At 36.9% G+C, this 19,078-nt stretch carries 12 protein-coding genes; 4 read left to right on the top strand and 8 right to left on the bottom strand.

Features of this window, described 5'->3' with window-relative positions:
• Positions 1 to 50: 50 nt before the first annotated feature.
• A complete protein-coding gene (locus FJA49_RS13840) occupies positions 51 to 902 on the bottom strand; it encodes a ChaN family lipoprotein (RefSeq protein ID WP_140001525.1) in 852 nt (283 codons plus the stop codon).
• 209 nt (positions 903 to 1,111) lie between these two features.
• Here FJA49_RS13840 and FJA49_RS13835 point away from each other — a divergent pair, with 209 nt between their 5' ends.
• From FJA49_RS13835 to FJA49_RS13825, 3 genes are all read left to right on the top strand, one after another.
• Positions 1,112 to 1,702 carry a Crp/Fnr family transcriptional regulator gene (locus FJA49_RS13835; protein WP_140001524.1) on the top strand — a complete coding sequence of 197 codons (591 nt, stop codon included), beginning with the start codon at positions 1,112 to 1,114 and terminating at the stop codon, positions 1,700 to 1,702.
• A 71-nt stretch (positions 1,703 to 1,773) separates the two neighbouring features.
• The gene (locus FJA49_RS13830) at positions 1,774 to 3,066 is read left to right on the top strand and encodes an aminopeptidase P family protein (RefSeq protein WP_140001523.1); all 1,293 of its coding nucleotides are present in this window, start codon (positions 1,774 to 1,776) and stop codon (positions 3,064 to 3,066) included.
• A gap of 227 nt (positions 3,067 to 3,293) precedes the next feature.
• A complete protein-coding gene (locus FJA49_RS13825) occupies positions 3,294 to 4,076 on the top strand; it encodes an alpha/beta fold hydrolase (protein ID WP_140001522.1) in 783 nt (260 codons plus the stop codon).
• Here the strand turns inward: FJA49_RS13825 and FJA49_RS13820 are convergent.
• The 5 genes from FJA49_RS13820 to FJA49_RS13800 all read right to left on the bottom strand — a co-directional run bounded on the left by FJA49_RS13820 (position 4,073) and on the right by FJA49_RS13800 (position 14,303).
• Positions 4,073 to 6,829, bottom strand: a complete 2,757-nt coding sequence (locus FJA49_RS13820) for a PD-(D/E)XK nuclease family protein (RefSeq protein WP_140001521.1) — start codon at positions 6,827 to 6,829, stop codon at positions 4,073 to 4,075. The genes FJA49_RS13825 and FJA49_RS13820 overlap by 4 nt on opposite strands.
• Before the next feature lie 62 nt (positions 6,830 to 6,891).
• Positions 6,892 to 8,301, bottom strand: a complete 1,410-nt coding sequence (locus FJA49_RS13815) for an OmpA family protein (RefSeq protein ID WP_140001520.1) — start codon at positions 8,299 to 8,301, stop codon at positions 6,892 to 6,894.
• 98 nt (positions 8,302 to 8,399) lie between these two features.
• A complete protein-coding gene (gene kbl / locus FJA49_RS13810; RefSeq protein WP_140001519.1) occupies positions 8,400 to 9,605 on the bottom strand; it encodes a glycine C-acetyltransferase in 1,206 nt (401 codons plus the stop codon).
• Positions 9,606 to 9,673: 68 nt separating this feature from the next.
• Positions 9,674 to 12,829, bottom strand: coding sequence for a UvrD-helicase domain-containing protein (locus FJA49_RS13805; RefSeq protein WP_140001518.1), 3,156 nt, complete (start codon positions 12,827 to 12,829; stop codon positions 9,674 to 9,676).
• A 1-nt stretch (position 12,830) separates the two neighbouring features.
• A complete protein-coding gene (locus tag FJA49_RS13800) occupies positions 12,831 to 14,303 on the bottom strand; it encodes a hypothetical protein (RefSeq protein WP_140001517.1) in 1,473 nt (490 codons plus the stop codon).
• Positions 14,304 to 14,579: 276 nt separating this feature from the next.
• On the opposite strand from FJA49_RS13800, the gene FJA49_RS13795 reads away from it, so the two are divergent.
• Positions 14,580 to 15,188, top strand: a complete 609-nt coding sequence (locus FJA49_RS13795; protein WP_140001516.1) for a superoxide dismutase — start codon at positions 14,580 to 14,582, stop codon at positions 15,186 to 15,188.
• Between the two features lie 460 nt (positions 15,189 to 15,648).
• Here FJA49_RS13795 and FJA49_RS13790 read toward each other — a convergent pair whose 3' ends face one another.
• Together FJA49_RS13790 and FJA49_RS13785 are read right to left on the bottom strand one after the other, a co-directional pair.
• Positions 15,649 to 17,547, bottom strand: coding sequence for an amidophosphoribosyltransferase (locus FJA49_RS13790; RefSeq protein WP_140001515.1), 1,899 nt, complete (start codon positions 17,545 to 17,547; stop codon positions 15,649 to 15,651).
• 156 nt (positions 17,548 to 17,703) lie between these two features.
• A complete protein-coding gene (locus FJA49_RS13785) occupies positions 17,704 to 18,633 on the bottom strand; it encodes a PfkB family carbohydrate kinase (RefSeq protein WP_140001514.1) in 930 nt (309 codons plus the stop codon).
• Positions 18,634 to 19,078: the final 445 nt, after the last annotated feature.

Raw genomic sequence — 19,078 nt, 5'->3', positions numbered from 1 at the left:
CAAAAAACAGGCCTTCCAATTGCTTTAAAATCAGTCGAATTTCTACTTTTTTAGAAAGTTTTAGTCACATCTTCGTCTGTCACGATTATGAAATCAGCAAGCTTTAGATTTTCTTTTTCAATTTTTGAAATGTCTTTTTGAGAAACCGTAGCGATGGTCATGATTTTCAAATTTGGATTTTCACGCTTCAAATACCAATTGATTCCTTCGAAATTATCACTGTGGTAAGTACCGTTATAGTGTACAAAAACCGTATTTGGCTTTAAGTTTTTCGAAATAAAATAAGCCATAGTTGCATCTTTTACCGCTTGTGCTTTTGGCATGTTTTCATGAGCATGGTCGCCCATCATGTCAAGCATTTTCACATATCCCGGAAGATTTTTGTCATAAGCTATCGGTAAAGGCGCTATCCATGTTTTTTCTTCAGCAGATAATTTATCCAGTGCTTCAAAACCTTGTTTGTACACCAGGCTAGCATATCTTCTTGGGATATTTGCAGCCACAAAAGTCAGGTTTTTAGATTTTGCAAAATCCACTAACGGCTTATAGTCTGTTTTGTGGTTATTCCAAAGTCTTGCCACAGTATCAAATGCTTTTTGGTTGATTTCTCCTTTCAGGTATTGGTTCAATTGCTTCTGGTTATCGGCTTCTATCATTTCTGCTCCCAAAACCAATGATTTTTTTTCAGCCAAATCTTTAGTGAATTCCAGTTGAAGCCAATGCACTACAGAATTATCATGATGTTCACCAAACAAAACAACTTCAGCATTTTCAGCCGATTTCAGCATTTTTTTATAAGTGGTTTTCTTCCCGTTTTTGTCATACAACTGATACGAAAGCTTGTCTTGGGCTACTAAATTGAATGAAATGAAAAAAGCAGCTATGTAGAAAAAATATTTCATTTTATGTGTTTTAAAATCTTGCGCTAAAATAGCCATAAATTGACCGATGGCAAAATGAAAATACCGAATTGCCAATTTCTCGAAAGCTTGGTTTTAAATCTATAAAAATCCTATTATCTGCGGTTTGCACTACTGAAATTATCTTGTTTTATTATAAAATGCAAGATACCAACTCACCCGCTTAACTATTTTTAGGTAATTTTGCTTTCATGAAAACAGCTCCATCCCTTTTCCTAGATTACCTCACCGTATTTTCCAATACCGATGATGATTCATTCCTGGAGCTGCTTGAAAAATCAAAAAATGCATTTACATACCTTCCTTTAAAGAAAAATGACTTTTTTGTAAAGGAAGGCGAAATCTGCCAACACTTCTGTTATATCGAAAGCGGCATTCTTCAGCATGCTATAGTGGTTGACGGCGAAGAAAAAACAACGTATCTGGCTTTGCGTAATTCTGTCACGAGTTCTTTAAACAGCTTTTTATTTGGAAAACCTTCCCGTAAAAGCATCAAAGCAATTGCGGATTGCGGATTATGGATTGTTGATCTTCCTACCTTTAAAAACCTAATCGAAAATAACGAAGCTTTTCATCAGTTTTATTACAACCTGATTGAAAAACAGCTTTGCCTTATTGACGATTATCGTATTGACCTCCTAACCTTATCTCCGGAAGAACGCTATCAAAAATTGCTTTCAACAGAACCAAAATTGCTTCAGGAGGTTCCCTTGCATTATTTGTCTTCTTTTCTCGGGATTTCTTCCCGACACATGAGTCGTATTCGAAAAAACATAAAATAACGCCATTTGGCTACTTGCCAAAAAATATCTTTCGCTACTTTTGAAAATACAATCTTCAAAAGCATTTATTTATGAAATACCATCAAATAGACCGTCAGCTTTTTATTAAAAATCGCCAAAAGTTCACGTCTCAAATGAAACCAAACAGTGTTGCTGTTTTTAATTCTAACGATATTTATCCTGTTTCTGCAGACAGCACCCTGCCTTTTGCACAGCATAGAGATATTTTTTATTTAAGCGGTATCGACCAGGAAGAAAGCATCTTGCTTCTTTTCCCTGACGCTCCGTATGAGCACTTAAAAGAAATTCTTTTCCTGAAAGAAACAAACGAACATATTGCCATTTGGGAAGGTGAAAAACTGACAAAAGAAAGAGCTTTTGAAGTTTCCGGAATCAAGACCGTAATTTGGTTACAAGATTTCAACAAGACTTTGAAAGAAATCATGGCATATTCTGACACTATTTACATCAATACTAACGAGCATTACCGTGCAACGATTGAAACCGAAACCCGAGAGGCTCGTTTTGTAAAATGGTGGAAAGAAAATTATCCGGCTCATAAAGTAGAAAAATCAAATCCTATCCTTCAACGCCTTCGTTCGGTTAAAGAAAGCGAAGAAATCGATTTGATTCAACAGGCTTGTAATATTACGGAAAAAGGATTCAGAAGACTTTTGTCTTTTGTAAAGCCTAATGTAACGGAATATGAGATTGAAGCCGAATTAATCCATGAGTTTATCCGAAACCGTTCTAAAGGTTTTGCTTATACGCCAATTATTGCATCAGGAAACAATGCAAACGTATTGCACTATATTGAAAACAACCAACAATGTAAAGCCGGTGATTTGATATTGCTTGATGTTGCTGCTGAATACGCTAATTATTCCAGCGATTTATCAAGAACGATTCCTGTTTCCGGGCGTTATACTGACAGACAGAAAGCCGTTTATAATGCGGTGTTGAGAGTAAAAAATGAGGCTACAAAAATGCTTGTTCCAGGAACTCTTTGGAAACAATATCATGTTGAAGTTGGTAAGCTGATGACCTCTGAATTATTAGGATTAGGGCTTATTGACAAAGCTGATGTTCAAAATGAAAATCCGGACTGGCCGGCTTATAAAAAATATTTTATGCACGGAACTTCCCACCACATGGGACTGGACACGCATGATTATGGATTGCTTCACGAGCCAATGCAAGCCAATATGGTATTTACCGTAGAACCGGGAATCTATATTCCATCTGAAGGTTTCGGTATCCGATTGGAAGACAACGTGGTTGTACAAGAAAGTGGAGAACCATTTAACTTGATGCGTAATATCCCTATTGAAATTGAGGAAATTGAAAGTTTGATGAATCAATAGATTGGGGATTTGTGATTTAAGATCGCAGATTTTGGATTTGTGATTTATGATTTTTGATTTAAGACTTTAGACTTTAATCTTTAGACTTAAGATTTTGAGGGCGGCTCGTTGATTGCGGGCCGCTTTTTTGTTTCTGATTACAGAAATCATTAAAATCCTTTAATCTGTGGCAAAAAAATATAATCTAACAAAAAAGGGATTTACCTTTGCAAAATAAAACTAGCGGCTTGAAACAGATAATTCATAAAAACACGACCATTTCTTATTCCGATTCTGGCAAGGGAACGGCTATTGTCTTCCTTCATGGCTTTCTGGAAAATAGCACGATGTGGACGTATTTTATTCCGGAGTTTTCTAAGAAATACCGAATTATTTGCATTGATTTATTAGGCCATGGAGCAACAGAACCTATGGGTTATATACATTCTATGGAAGATAATGCCGATGCAGTTCATGCCGTATTGTCGGAACTAAAAATTAGAAAAGCGGCTTTTGTCGGACATTCTATGGGTGGTTATGTTGCCCTGGCTTTTGCAGAATTGTATCCTGATGCTGTTAAAGGAATCGTATTGCTTAATTCGACATCCAGAGCTGACAGTGACGAACGTAAAACGAACCGTGACCGTGCTATTAAAGCTGTAAAACAGAACTACTCTAATTTCGTACGCCTTTCTATCGCAAACCTGTTCAGCGAAAACAATCGCGAAAGGCTGGCTTCTGAAATTGAAAACGTAAAAGAAGAGGCATTAAAAACTCCTTTGCAAGGAATAGTAGCTTCTTTGGAAGGTATGAAAACCAGAAAAGATAGAGAAGTCATCCTGCATTTTGCACCCTATCCTATTTTACTGGTTCTTGGCAAAAGCGATCCGGTTTTAAATTATGGAGAAAATATTGATCAGATAGAAAACACCTCGGCAAGACTGCTCACTTTTCCTGACGGACATATGAGCCCGATTGAAAATCGTGACGAACTGAAGAAAGAATTACTGGATTTCTTTAAAACCGTTTAGAATTTCTCCCTAAAAGGAATATCCTTATCTAAGATTTCATTTAAAAGCAAAACCATCTGCTCTATATAACTACCAGATATTTCTTCATTTATGACTGAAATTTCAGTCTTGTCTATTTTGAACAGAAATGGCAAGAAGCCCGATTTCAAGTTTTTGAATGAAATAATTCCAACTTCTATTTCTTGTCCTTCCAAGTTGGGCTCATACATAAAGGCATAGGCCAAAACCTGGATAATCTTGTCATTTTTTATTTCGTCTGTCAGCTTGTCCCATTGCTTCAACGCTACTTCTTTCCCATCAACTTTACCCGTCTTATAATCGATAATCCTGATTTTTCCGTTTCGTTGTTCAATCCTGTCTACATTTCCTTTAATCAATACCGGATAAGGCAATTTGGGATGTTCCAAAAGCCTTTCATAGGTTTGTTCCAGAGCAATTATTTTTACGGCATCACCATTTTCAATTTCCTGTAATTCCAGTTTCAGGAAATTAAGGACATTTCTTTTGGCTACTTCAAAAGCAAGCAGGTTTCGCCCTTTTTTGATTTCTCCTTCTTTGTAAACAATCTTAAACTGCCTCAACACCTCATCATCAATCAGCTTTATACAATTTTTGATATCATTGGCTGATAAAAATTTACCGATATAAGGCTCATATAAAACCCGTAAGGTTTCGTGTATGATTGTTCCCAACGTATTCAGGGCAATATTTTCTTCCACTTCTTCTACTTCCCTAATGCGAAGAATTTTCTGCATATAGAACTGTATCGGGTTGCGGATGTAGCTTGTCAAAGCCGAAGGCGAAAAGCCTTTTTCTGCAATTTCTTTAAGGCGCAGCATGACGCTTTCCGATTTTGGAATTACTATCGGACGGTAGGCAACATCTGGTAAAGCAGCATTATAAATTTCTTGCGTGATGTTGTGGTTTTTCTGCTTCTCTACTTCCAGCTGGGTAATGAATCGGCTTTTTTCACCTCCGTCCAATCCTTCGCTTTCCGTATTGTAAAGCAGGTAGATATTTTTTGCCCGTTGCAGCAAATGATAAAAGTGATAGGTATAGATTGCGTCTTTTTCCTTGAATGTTGGCAATCCTAATTCTCGTTTCACATCATATGGAATAAACGAATTTTGAGATTTACCCGCCGGAAATTTCCCTTCGTTCATGGAAGTCACAATAACTGTTTCAAAATCCAGAACACGGCTTTCTAAAACTCCCATAATCTGCAATCCATTAAGCGGCTCGCCTTCAAAAGAAACCTCAGCAAGGTCAATAATTTGCTTATAAATCGCAAAAAGAGTTTCTATAGTATCAATATGCTTATGTTTTGAATAATAATTCATCAGCTTATTGATTACCTTGAAAATCGAGTATACGAATGCTTTTGTGATTTTTTCTCCTTCGTCATCACTGCTCAAATTGGATTTGATCTGGAGCAGGAGATTGGAGATCGTTTCCAAAACCGACATACAGCCATTATCCCATTTATGGAATAGCAATAAAAACAAATCGCTTTGAGACTGATTCAGCTCAAAAAGCTTATTGTAGGTAATGAATGTATAGTTGTTCTGATTGATGGTGTTTACCAAATCAGAAGTTTTTGAATAAGGTTCTACTAACGGATGCGTGAGTACATCCAGAACATCTTTGTAGTAGAAAACATAACTGTTCGGATTTCTGGAAAGCGCATTGGAATGCAGCTTAAACAGCTTTGCTATCAAAATCTGAGCAGGATTATTTTTCCCGGAATATCCCATTGTAATGTTCAGAGCCGATACAGACGCTGGCAACGAATACAACAAGGGCACCAAAAGATTTTCTTCTCCAAGAACTACTGCCGTTTTATTTAGTGTGCTTTCTCCTTTGGCATATTCTTCTACTATTTTCCCTGCGATTTTTGCTTGTCCGATAGTTTTAGGCGTACCAATAACCTGTATGTTTTTTTGCTGCTTAAAATCGCCTACAATCCATTCAAAAGGATGACTCTTGTAATGTTTCCAGCTTTCTTTAAAACGTCTTAAAAACAATCCAGCATCATGAAACGGATCGTTAAGGAAAGTTTCGTCGGCATCCCAAAAAATCCTGGCTTTTTCTGTCGCTAATAAATGCTGCACAATTTTTTCTTCGGAAGCATTCAGGGCATTAAAGCCTGCAAAAAGAAATTCTTTATTGCCGATAGCATTTGAGAAATGATCGAGATTGCTAACTGATTCCCTGTAAATCAAACCCTGATATCCGATTCCCTTATTTAAAAGATGGCTATACAACGCTTCATAATATTTTGGAAGCAGGCTCCAGAATTGAAGATAATTATCAATCATTGGCGTCCTTTTCTCTGCATCAACAGACCAATGTTTAATGTCTTCGATGTCTTTGAGATAGGAAAGTACATGGTTAGGCTCTAACAGATATCTGTCTATTTCATTAAAATCTTGCAATAAGGTTTTGCCCCAATTGGCAAACAATTCAAAAGGCTGCTGTTTTTCTTTATCAGTGACACTCAAATAAACTTCATAGAATTCAAATACGAGCTCAATATTGTCAATGGAACGGATTCCTGCAATATCCTGGATAAAATCTTCGATACTGATAATCTGGGGAGCTAAAATGGTATTTTCTGTCTTATTTCTAAGTGCTTCAATAAGGAAAACCTTAGCTCTTTTGTTTGGCAATACTACTACCAGATCGGATAATGAATTTGTACTCCCGTCCAGTATTATTGAAGCGATTTTATCTAAAAAAGTAGTTTCTACCATAGGATAAAAATAAAAAAACGCCCCGATAAATCGAGGCGTTTTTAAAACTATTTAGATTAAAATTAATCTTTGATCAATTTCACTTCAACTCTTCTGTTGTTAGCTTTACCTTTAGCAGTTTTGTTAGTATCGATTGGTTTAGTTTCACCGAAACCTGTAGATCTAAGTCTAGAAGATTCGATTCCGTTTTCAATCAAGAAGTTTTTAACTGCTGCAGCTCTGTTTTCAGAAAGCGTTTGGTTTAACGCATTTGAACCGTCGCTGTCAGTGTGTCCTTCAATAGAGAATCTTGAAGTTGGGTATTCTTTAAGGATAGCGTTGATAGCTTCCAATACTGGCATAGTTTCTGGTTTGAAAGTAGCTTTACCACTGTTAAACAAGATTGTTTTAGCGTAAGCATTCAATTTGTTAACTTGCTCTTCAGAGATTTCTGGACAACCGTTGTTAGCAACTGTACCTTTCACATCTGGACATCTGTCATCTTTATCGAATACACCGTCACCATCTCTATCTGGCCATGGACATCCACCATTTTCTTTTGGTCCTTTAACATCTGGACATTTGTCAACATTGTCAGCAACACCGTCACCGTCTCTGTCTGGACATCCTTTCATAGCTTTAGTACCAGCTTCGTTTGGACAAGCATCGTCTTTATCAGGAATACCGTCACCGTCAGTATCAGGACATCCTTGGAATGCTGCTAAACCAGCGATTTCTGGACAAGCGTCATCTTTATCAGGAATACCGTCACCGTCAGTATCAGGACATCCTTGGAATTGTTTTAGACCAGCTTGGTCTGGACAAGCATCATCTTTGTCATAGATTCCGTCACCGTCTGTATCTTTACCTCCGAATTTGAAAGTAAGACCTGCAAAGTGCTGAATGTGAGTTGGAACATCACCGTTTGGACGTCTTAAATCCTCATCAAATGAATGTTTGTAAGTAGATTGAAGAGTCAAACCTACAGTTTCTGTGAACCATAAAGTCAAACCTAAACCTCCGTTTACTGTTCCGTAGCTAGCATCACCAAAGAAAGTGTAACCTCCACCAAGGTGAGCATAAGGATCGATAACTTTAGAACCGATCAAGTTCATAAAGCTGTACTTAACGATACCATCTACTGCGTAATATGTCAAGTCACCTGGATTAGTAGCTTCAAAAGTGTTTAAAGTACCAGGAACTTTATTCACAAATTTATCAATTCTGTTCACAGATCCTGTTACCCCGAAAGTGAATCCAGAACCTACGTATCTAGATACATTCAAATAAGAAACTGAAGGCAAAATGTTCCAGTTGTCTTTTACATTGAAAAAATTCGAAAACTGATCTTCAAATTTCTTAGCTGCACTAAATCTTGTATCTACAGCATTAGCTCCAAAGGAAATAGCCCATGGATTGTCGCTATCCTGCGCAGTGGCGTTTAAGCCTACAGCTAACAACATAGCAGCAAAAATTTTGTTTAGATGTTTCATACTTAATTTTATTAGATTACAATACGTTAATTAAGACAAAAGTAATATGTTAAAAGGTAATTACAAAGATTTATGTTAAAAAATTAACTCAAATTTAGTTAAAAGTCTGTTTCTATTACTTTTAACCTTTTTCCTACAACCGTAAATGCCTGAATAGCAGCATCTAAGTGCTCTTTTGTGTGAGCCGCAGAAAGCTGTACTCTTATTCTTGCTTTGTCTCTTGGAACAACAGGAAAGAAAAATCCTATTACATAAATCCCTTCTTTTAACAATTCATTAGCCATATTTTGTGATAATTTGGCGTCATAAAGCATCACAGGGACGATTGCCGAGTCTCCATCAATGATATCAAAGCCTGCATCTTTCATTCCTTTTTTGAAATAATTGGTATTCCATTCCAGCTTATCTCTCAAAGTAGTATCCTTTTCTAAAAGCTCAAAAACCTTGATTGACGCTCCTACAATTGAAGGCGCTAATGAATTTGAAAACAAATAAGGTCTTGAACGCTGACGCAATAGTTCAATGATTTCTTTTTTAGCTGTTGTATAACCGCCCATAGCACCTCCTAGAGCTTTTCCAAGCGTTCCGGTAATGATATCTACTCTTCCCATTACACCTTTGGCTTCCAAAGTCCCTTTTCCGGTAGCACCAATGAATCCGGCTGCATGACATTCGTCTACCATAACCAAAGCATCATATTTATCAGCCAGATCACAAATCTTGTCTAATGGCGCCACCAATCCGTCCATTGAGAAAACTCCATCAGTAACAATAATCTTGAAACGGTGACCCGCTTCGTTCGCCTTGATCAACTGTTGCTCCAAATCTTCCATGTTACTGTTTTCATAACGGTAGCGTGCTGCTTTACACAAACGAACACCATCGATAATAGACGCATGGTTTAAAGAGTCTGATATAATGGCATCATTTTCTCCAAACAAAGGCTCGAATACACCTCCGTTGGCATCAAAAGCTGCCGCATATAAGATTGTATCTTCAGTTCCGTAGAAATCAGCAATCTTTTTTTCTAAAGTTTTGTGGATATCTTGCGTTCCGCAGATAAAGCGAACAGACGACATTCCGAAGCCATGTGTATCCAAAGCATCTTTGGCCGCCTGAACTACTTCCGGATGCGATGACAACCCAAGATAGTTATTGGCACAGAAGTTCAACACCTTTTCTCCGGTTGAAATTGTGATTTCTGCTCCTTGCCGCGAAGTAATTATTCTTTCTTTTTTGAAAATCCCATTGTCTTCTATGGTTTGCAATTCGTCTTGCAGATACTGCTGGATTTTTCCGTACATATTTTTTGTATTTGGTTTTTATTATTCAATGCCAACTATCATCAGACAAATGGCTTTTCTTCTTGACTTTACAAATTTACTACATTTACTTCTTCTCCAATATATACTAATGCTTTTTTGGCAACCTGAAATCCCATTTTTTCTATGGCCTGTTCATACGATTCCAACTGTTGCTGGTATTTCTGATTGTGCGAACCTGTTTTATAATCGAGCAAGTATACCTTATTATCTTGGGCCATAACCATACGGTCAGGCTTGATAGGCGTTCCTTCTTTCCTTATAATTGTCTGTTCGTTCATGACGTTGTTGCCGTCTGCAAAATAATCAGTGAGTTCCGGATGGTTCAATATTAAACGTAGAGTTTTGGAAACTTCTTCCTGCTGACTCTCAACAATCAGTCCGTTTTCTATTGCTTTGGCCAGCGCCAATCCAACATCCGAAGCCGTCCGAACATACGATAGTATTTCATGGACAATATTTCCATACTCAATCGCTTTTTGCTGATGCGTTCCCCACATCAATGATTCGCGTTGGGCAATTTTTATATTTTTCGGATTCAAGATTTCCTTAACAAAAGGAATCTTCCTTGCTTCTTCTATGCTACTGCTTTCCCTAGAAATTCTTTCCGGGCTTCCAATTTCGTATTCGTGCTTTTGGATGTCGAAATCGGAAAATTGTTCCAGGTAGTTGATGAAAAATAGCGCCATATTGTTTTTAGGCAATTCTCCTTTTGCCGAAAGGTTCATGCTCGAAATAATATAAAGCTGTTCTTCGGCACGAGTTAACGCTACATATAATACGTTGACATTGTCGAGCAGGTCTTCTTGTTTTTTTTGCTGATAAACCAAAGAGGCTTCCTCTCCAAAACCTTCTACTGCACTGCTGTTATCAATCAGTACACGTGGCAATTCAGAAATAGTGTCTTCGCTGTCAAGCCATAATTTGTCTTTAGGCCTTCTGGAATAATCTTCTTCTGCAAATGGAAAAATCACTACCGGAAATTCCAATCCTTTCGATTTGTGAATGGTCAGGATACGGACTGCATTTTTTCCTTCGGGAGAAGGAATACTAAATTTATATCCGTTTTTATCCCAATAGGAAAGGAAATCCGTAATTCCAGCCTGATTTTTAATATCCCGCTCCAGCACCAAATCCAGAAAATACTGAATATAGGCATTGTTTTGTTTGAGGTTTATGAATTTTGAGACGATACTTTCTACCGTTTCGTACAATGACTTTCTTCTGAGTTCCTGAAACGATAGCGAAATATCAAAGGTCATCAGCCATTTTTCAAACTCCTTTTCACTTTTATTTTCCATACCCTGAAAAATAAAATCGTGTACCGGAAGTTGCTGCTGTACGTATTCCCCAATATATTGTAACAGATAGGCTTTTGCTTCGAGATTGCTACTGTTATTCAGGTAACGAAGCACATTCAATATAAAAATTACTTCGGTTGCGTTTTCAATCATCAAGGTTTCTGAAGAAAGTATGGGTATTCCCTGCTCGGTCAGATAACCGGCCATTGCAATTCCCTGATCTCGTCTTCGGGTCAGGATCGCTATGTCACTATAATCAAATCCTTTTGATAGCGATTTTTTGATAGCGACAAGTGTTGCCTGTACATACTGTCTGGTTTTATCTAGAGTTTCTTCATCATCGCCTTCTGTTTTCTCTATTTTTGGAAGAAAGGAAATATTGATGTAGCCGCCTATTTTAGAATTGTGTTTCTGATGGCTGTGATTTTCGTAGAGGTCCTTATAGTCCAGATTGGTAAACTGTCCTGAAATCATCTTAAAAAAATCATTATTGAACCGGATGATTTCTGAATAACTTCTGAAATTCCTGTCGAGATGTTCAATTTTCTTATCCGGATTATTAAACGGATTATGGTCTTTGCCCAGTTCGATAAATTGTTCCGCCTTACCACCACGCCAACGGTAAATGGACTGTTTCGGGTCGCCTACAATCATAAGCGAGCCTCTTTCGCCCTGCAAGTCTTCGCTTGAAAGCGCATTATCAATTAGCGGAATAAGATTCTGCCATTGCATTTCTGAGGTATCCTGAAATTCGTCTATAAAGAAGTGTTTGTACTTTTCACCCAGTCTTTCATAAATGAATGGCGCCGGCTGATTCTGGATTTCTTTATAGATAATGGCATTGAATTCCGAAATCGACAAGATATTTTGCTCTTTCTGGATTTTTGATAGTTCCTGGCTTACGGTATTCAATAAGGACAGGGGTGTGATGTTTTTTAGGAAAGCTGTATAAAAAGCTATTCTTTCCTGATTTGTATAAACATGCTTCAAAAGTGAAAGCAGCTCGGGAATAATACCTTCAATAGCATCCTTGTCTTTTGCGGTCTTGTTTATTTTTATGTCTTCGGCATCGTGATAGGTTTTGTTTTTTGGATTGAACTTGCCTTCTTTGATGCTCAGCAGGTGTTTTGGAAAATAGCCTCCTGAAAAGGATTTCTCATCGATTCCAGCAGCTGTTATTACAGAAATAGCTTCTTGTGCCAAAACCACACATTCCGTTTCGAGGTCATTAACGACCTGCTGTATTTTCTTTTTTATTTCTACGAATTCCGAAATGGATTTATCTTGAAAATGGACAATTTCATTTCGGTTGTTTTCATTCAACAGCAGTTTTCCGGTATCGAGAATTTCTCTTGTCACATCCCAGCTTTTGTCATCATCCGTCTTTTCCATTGTGAAATCCACCAAGAGTTTGGTGAGTGTTTCATCTTCTCCGGCTTGTGCAATGATGGCATCTACAGCTTCTGTCAAAAGATTATCGGTTTCTAACGAAACATCAAAAGTAATGGGCAGGCCCAAGTCATGCGCAAAGGCACGGATGACCTTATGGGTAAATTTGTCGATTGTAGAAATATCAAACGATGCATAATTGTGAATGATATTTTTGATAATCTGTCTGGCTTTTATTTTGATATCGATGGCATTCAGCGTAGTTTCCTGCTGTATAGCCTCCATAAGCTCTACAGCTTTTGGGCCAGGCTCGTCTTTGGCAAATTCAGAAAGACTGGAAACAATCCTGCTTTTCATCTCGCCTACGGCCTTATTGGTAAATGTAATGGCAAGGATATTCCGGTAAGCATCGTTTTTTGAGGATGTCAGGAGTATCTTCAGGTATTCTTTTACCAGCGTAAAAGTTTTTCCCGAACCAGCTGAAGCGTCATATAATGTAAATGCGGTTTTGTGCATTTTATTCTTTTATCAGTTTTTTCTCTAACAACATTCCTTTTAATTCTGTGCCGCCCCAACCTTCGGTAAGGTTTTCATTAACCGACAATATCTTGACAATTTCCGTATTAACTGTATCTTCATTATAATCAAGCAGTGTTCTTACAGTTTCCAGATAAAAATGTGGCCTATGTTCAGTTCTTAATCTTTCTAAAAGCGGCTCTACAAATATCGGATTTTTAAGTTTTAAAGCATACTTACAGTACAATCGAAAATACTCCTCTGTTTGCCTTATTTTATTACTGATTACTTCAAATGCAATTTCTTTTTCATTTTCCATCATCAAGTTCAGCATTAGTTCTACCTTGTATTCTATCTCACCAAATTCCTTTCTGTCCAGATTGAGATTGGTTTTTTTAATTTCTGCCGTTACCCCAAATTCTTTTCTTATAGCCTTATAGCCTCTTTTTGAATCCAAATCCATCAAATGATTAATGGATTCGAGTGTGCTGATATTCTCTTTCTCCCAAAGATCCCACAACAACGGATCGTAAAGAGGATTAGGAAAATCCATTATTGCACTATACATAAAAACAAGATGGTGTTTTCGAATGTCAGGGGAGACAATTTTTGTAAAAGGCAATTGGAGTAGCTGCAATGCTTCTTGATTTTTATATCCGGCTATTAATTTATAAAGCAGCCCCCATTCTTCACTATAATCCTTTTCGTCAAAAGCATTGCTTTGTTCTTCCTTTAAAAGAGATAAAAAGATAGGATGTGGAAATTCCTGAATTGCAAGGTAAACAGCATGCAATTTCTCATATTCATTTGTATCTGTTTTGGTTTTATGAAAGTCCAGAATAAGCTGCAGGTCTTCTTCTTTTTTATATGCTGCAAGTTTTGGCAATGCATCATTGTTCTTTTCTTCAATTACTAATGTTCTTAGCAAAGCATAATTCTGAGCATTAGTTTCCATAGTTTGAATTGCGTTTCGCCTGGCATAGGAATTATTTTTTTTTAGAATAAGCAGGCTATCTATTTCTCTTTGTTGCTGATTATTTAACTTGTATCTATAAAAATCTTCCTCATAATCTTCTCGCATTACTACCCTACCTATAAAAAGATCTGACACTGACATATCACTCCCAACACAACCAAACTGTGTACTGACTGACTCATAATCGTAAATATGATCTTTTACTATTTTAAATATATCAATAGATCCTTTTAACTTTTCATCTGACACTAAGGCACTAAATGCATAACATCTTACTGTTGTATTTGGATGATTTGTTAAAGCAATCAATTCTTTTGGAGTAGCTATTTCTTTAAGCTTTTCAAAATTCTCATATTGTTCAGGTTTCATTCCACCATATCCAACTGCCGCACCCATGTAAACATTAACCTTTTCAATCTTTTTAACAACCTTTAAAACCTTATTTGAAATTTTAGATTTATCATATGTATATTGTCCATATACCGAAAAATTAATCAAAAGGAATAGAAAGAGAAAATGAGGGGTTTTCATAGGTTAACTTTAATAAACAAAATTGTTTGTTGCACATACAACTAAAACGAGCTTTTGTATCTTTTTGTTATTATTTTATGTGATTTCTTTTTTAAAAATGCAGTTTTTTTGCCTGATTCCCTGTGTTTTCTAGGATATTATCATTTTCACCAATGTAATTATAACAAAATAGTATTTCTTATTCCAAAGTTAAATGTTTAAATTTGAATAAAATATTTATTAATCTGAATAAAAATATATACTATGGCTTTTGAATTACCAAAATTACCGTACGCTTATGATGCACTAGAACCGCACATTGATGCTAGAACAATGGAAATCCATCATTCAAAGCACCATAATGCCTACACAACCAACCTGAATGCGGCTATTCAAGGCACTGACCTAGATGGTTTGACTATTGAAAATATCCTTATCAATCTTGATAAAAAGAATGCGGCTGTAAGAAATAACGGCGGTGGTTTTTATAACCACAATTTATTCTGGAAAGTAATGTCTCCAAACGGTGGCGGACTTCCAAAAGGAGATCTTTTGGATGCTATCGAAAGAGATTTCGGAACTTTTGAAGAGTTCAAAGCGAAATTCTCAAAGGCCGGAGCGACTCAGTTTGGTTCAGGATGGGCTTGGCTTTGTGTTCATAAAGGCGGCAAGCTTGATGTTTGCGGCACTCCTAACCAGGACAATCCTTTAATGCCGGATGTAGGTTGCGGTGGTACACCAATCTTAGGAATGGATGTTTGGGAACATGCATACTACCTAAACTATCAAAACAGAAGACCTGATTACATCGAGGCTTTTTTCAATGTAATTAATTGGGAAGAGGTTGCGAGAAGATATGCTATGGAGAAATAATATTTTCCCCCTTATTTTAACGAGAAAACGTCCTGATCATTCAGGGCGTTTTTATTTTAAAAAAACTATTGTAAAATAAAAAAGGTGGAATTGCTTCCACCCTTTTTGCCCCAAATCTACCATAAACTTAACCTACTAATGCTATGGTCCTACGAAAGTACGAGTGTTTGTATTGTCCTGCAACTATTTCTGTTGAAGCGTATAAATAATCGATAAAGTGCGGAAATTAACCTGAGAAATTGGTCTCGAATACCTCGGGAACCCAAGTGTTTGTTGGAGATGGCAAAATTTATAAAATAAAAAAGGCGGAATTGCTTCCACCCTTTTTGCCCCAAATCTACCATAAACTTAACCTACTAATGCTATGGTCCTCCAAATATAAGGTAATTTGCGCCAACCGACAAAATTAAATAGATTAACTATTTCATAAAGTCGACCAACTGCATTATTTCGTTTACTTTTAGTATGCTCTTGAGTCTTTTCCTTCATAAAAATTCATAAAGGCTCTATTAACTACTCTGTTCCCTCCTGGTGTTGGGTAGTTTCCGGTGAAATACCAATCGCCTAAGTTTTTAGGGCAGGCAACATGCAGGTTTTCCACAGACTGGAAGATGATCTTTACTTCTGCTTTTATATCTTCGGAGCTCAGCATTTGGGCAATCTTATCTGAGATTTCCTCTGGCTGGAACGGAGCATATATTTCATTGACATAATTGACTACATCTGTATCCTTGAAGTTTTCCTGCGCTTTGCATTTCGCATAAACTTCGTCCACGATATGGTATAGGTTTCTTTCTTTCAAAAGCTCCAAAGCTGCCTGAAAAGCCACTAGTCCTTCCAGTTTAGCCATATCAATACCATAGCAGTCCGGATAGCGAATTTGTGGTGCCGAAGATACAATTACAATCTTTTTAGGATTCAGTCTGTCCATCATCTTAAGAATACTTTTCTTAAGCGTGGTTCCTCTTACAATACTGTCATCAATAATAACAAGGTTATCTTCTGGCTTAATCACACCATATGTCACATCGTAAACATGGGCAACCAAATCATCACGGCTACTATCTTCGGTAATAAACGTACGTAGCTTAGCATCTTTGATGGCTACTTTTTCAGTACGGATTTTTACGGCAAGTAATTGTTGTAAAGTTTCCTTAGTTAATGTATTCCTGTTTTCGAGTATGTAGTTGTTTTTTCTCTGGTTAAGAAAATCCTGTGCAGCTTCCACCATACCATAGAATGAAGTTTCGGCCGTATTAGGAATATAAGAGAAAACGGTATTGTCTGTATCCTGATCGATGGCTTCCAATACAGCCGGAAGAATCAATTTCCCTAAATCTTTTCTTTCCTGGTAGATTTCCGCATCACTTCCTCTTGAGAAATAAATTCTTTCAAAGGAACAGGATTTCTTTTCTACAGGAACAATAATTTCTTCTTTAGATACTTTACCGTTTTTCTTAATAATTAAGGCGTGCCCCGGATCAAGTTCCTGCACTTTATCAAATGGTACGTTAAAAACAGTCTGTATTACCGGTCTTTCAGAAGCAACTACTGTAATTTCATCATCTTCATAAAAATAAGCCGGACGAATTCCAGCTGGATCTCTAAAAACAAAAGCATCACCATGACCAAAAAGACCTGCCATAGCATAACCGCCATCCCAGCCTTTTGAGGCTCTGCGAAGTATTTTTGCAATATCTAATCTTTCAGCAATAACAGGAGAAGCTTCCCTTTTGGAATAGCCTTCGTTTTTACAATCTTGATAAAGACCCGTCACTTCATCATCAAGAAAGTGACCTATCTTTTCCATTACGGTAACAGTATCTGCCATTTCCTTAGGATGTTGTCCTAATTCAACCAAGCTATCAAAAAGCTCCTTTACATTAGTCATGTTGAAGTTTCCGGCTACAATAAGATTCCTATGCATCCAATTGTTCTGACGCAAGAATGGGTGAACACTTTCTATACTGTTCTTTCCAAAAGTTCCGTAACGCACATGACCCAGAAAAAGCTCACCTATATAAGGTATGTTTTTTTTCTGAAGCGCTACACTTTCTGCATATTCCGGATGATTGGACAATTCTTCATTGATACGGGCATTGATTTGGGCAAAGACATCCTGAATCGGCTGCGGATCATTCGATCGGACACGACTGATGTATCTTTCTCCAGGCTCAACATCAAATTTGATGCTAGCAAAACCTGCCCCATCTTGCCCTCTGTTGTGTTGCTTTTCCATTAGGAGATACATTTTTTGTACTCCATAAAAGGCCGAACCGTATTTTTCTTTATAAAACTCTAACGGTTTTTTTAATCTTAAAAGGGCTATACCACACTCGTGTTTTAAAGCGTCGCTCATTGTGTTGTTGTGTTGTTGTAGTTGTCGTGTTATTAAAGCAATTCTTGTACCAATTTGTTTTTCAGGTCTTTGTGGCAGTTATAAAGTTTTATATGGCATAAAAACTTTCCTATATAAATTAAAAAAAGCCCCATTATGAGGCTTCGGTCTTATCCGCTATTCTTCCAATACGATATCGAACTGGGTGAGGGCCTTGAACTGTTGCAGTCTTTCCACTACTTCTGTTTTTTTCAAGTTCTCCATTCTTTCTGTTCCAAATTTTTCGACACAGAAAGAAGCTAAGTTCGAACCATAAATGATTGCATTTTTCATATTCTTAAAGGACACGTTTTCACTCTGCGTAATAAATCCAGCAAATCCTCCTGCAAACGTATCTCCAGCTCCAGTTGGATCAAAAACTTCTTCCAATGGTAATGCCGGTGCAAAGAAAATTTCCTTACCGTGGAAAAGCAGAGCTCCATGCTCCCCTTTTTTAATTACGACATATTCCGGACCCATTGTATGGATTTTTGCAGCAGCTTTTACCAAAGAATATTCTCCAGTAAGTTGTCTTGCTTCTTCGTCGTTAATAGTAATGACATCAATACGCTTCATTACTTCCAATAATTCCGGAAGTGCACAATCCATCCAAAAGTTCATTGTATCCAAAACAACCAACTTTGGTTTTTTCTCCATCTGATCCAAAACACTTGCCTGAACCAACGGATGCAGGTTGCCCAACATTACCACATCAGCATCTTTGAAATCCTGAGGAACTTTTGGCTGAAAATCTGCCAATGTGTTTAATTGCGTATCTAATGTGTCTCTGGAATTAAGATCGTTGTGATAGCGTCCGCTCCAAAAGAAAGTCTTACCTCCTTTTACGATTTCCAATCCTGAAATATCAATATTTCTTTCTGTCAGCAAATCTAAATACTCTTGAGGGAAATCGTCACCCACAACAGAAACTATGGCAGATTTAAGGTTAAAAAAAGAAGCGGACAATCCGATATAAGTTCCTGCTCCACCTAAAATTTTATCTGTCTTTCCAAAAGGAGTTTCTATAGCGTCGAAAGCAACTGTTCCAACAATCAGTAATTTATTCATATTTAGATTTTCGAATTAAGGCGCAAAGATACTTTATAACTTGCAAACATGCAATGTTGTTATTTTATAAAGTTTTTAAAGATTTTCTCATTACAAACTTTATTGCTCTCCAAAATGTAAAGCAACTATCTTATTGAGTGACAGAGATTAAAACAAAGTGATATTATTTTAATATATAAAAGAAATATTTCGATTATATTAATTGATTATAATCTTATATATTTTATATTTGCCAGCCAGACTTTAACATATTTTACATATTTTCTGTAATTGGAGATTTCCAAATAGGTTTAGGTTTGTAAGAAATATATTTTTTTGTATGATTTGTTATATTTCTATACTAAAAATTTATTTCTTTGCGTTTTAATACAAATTAACAGGACTTAACTTAAACAAATACAGACACATGACCCTCATCAAACCCTTCCCGGCACGCCTGGCAGTT

It is taken from the genome of Flavobacterium microcysteis, assembly GCF_006385255.1.
In the GTDB taxonomy this organism is placed as follows: domain Bacteria; phylum Bacteroidota; class Bacteroidia; order Flavobacteriales; family Flavobacteriaceae; genus Flavobacterium; species Flavobacterium microcysteis.
Note: the sequence above shows the minus strand (reverse complement) of the source record. Positions and strands in the feature narration are given on the sequence as shown.

Coding starts and splice junctions, on each gene's coding strand:
- FJA49_RS13790 (WP_140001515.1), bottom strand. CDS start 17,547: ATGAGCGACGCTTTAAAACACGAGTGTGGTATAGCCCTTTTAAGATTA.
- FJA49_RS13840 (WP_140001525.1), bottom strand. CDS start 902: ATGAAATATTTTTTCTACATAGCTGCTTTTTTCATTTCATTCAATTTA.
- FJA49_RS13820 (WP_140001521.1), bottom strand. CDS start 6,829: ATGGTAGAAACTACTTTTTTAGATAAAATCGCTTCAATAATACTGGAC.
- FJA49_RS13830 (WP_140001523.1), top strand. CDS start 1,774: ATGAAATACCATCAAATAGACCGTCAGCTTTTTATTAAAAATCGCCAA.
- FJA49_RS13815 (WP_140001520.1), bottom strand. CDS start 8,301: ATGAAACATCTAAACAAAATTTTTGCTGCTATGTTGTTAGCTGTAGGC.
- FJA49_RS13835 (WP_140001524.1), top strand. CDS start 1,112: ATGAAAACAGCTCCATCCCTTTTCCTAGATTACCTCACCGTATTTTCC.
- FJA49_RS13785 (WP_140001514.1), bottom strand. CDS start 18,633: ATGAATAAATTACTGATTGTTGGAACAGTTGCTTTCGACGCTATAGAA.
- FJA49_RS13795 (WP_140001516.1), top strand. CDS start 14,580: ATGGCTTTTGAATTACCAAAATTACCGTACGCTTATGATGCACTAGAA.
- kbl (WP_140001519.1), bottom strand. CDS start 9,605: ATGTACGGAAAAATCCAGCAGTATCTGCAAGACGAATTGCAAACCATA.
- FJA49_RS13805 (WP_140001518.1), bottom strand. CDS start 12,829: ATGCACAAAACCGCATTTACATTATATGACGCTTCAGCTGGTTCGGGA.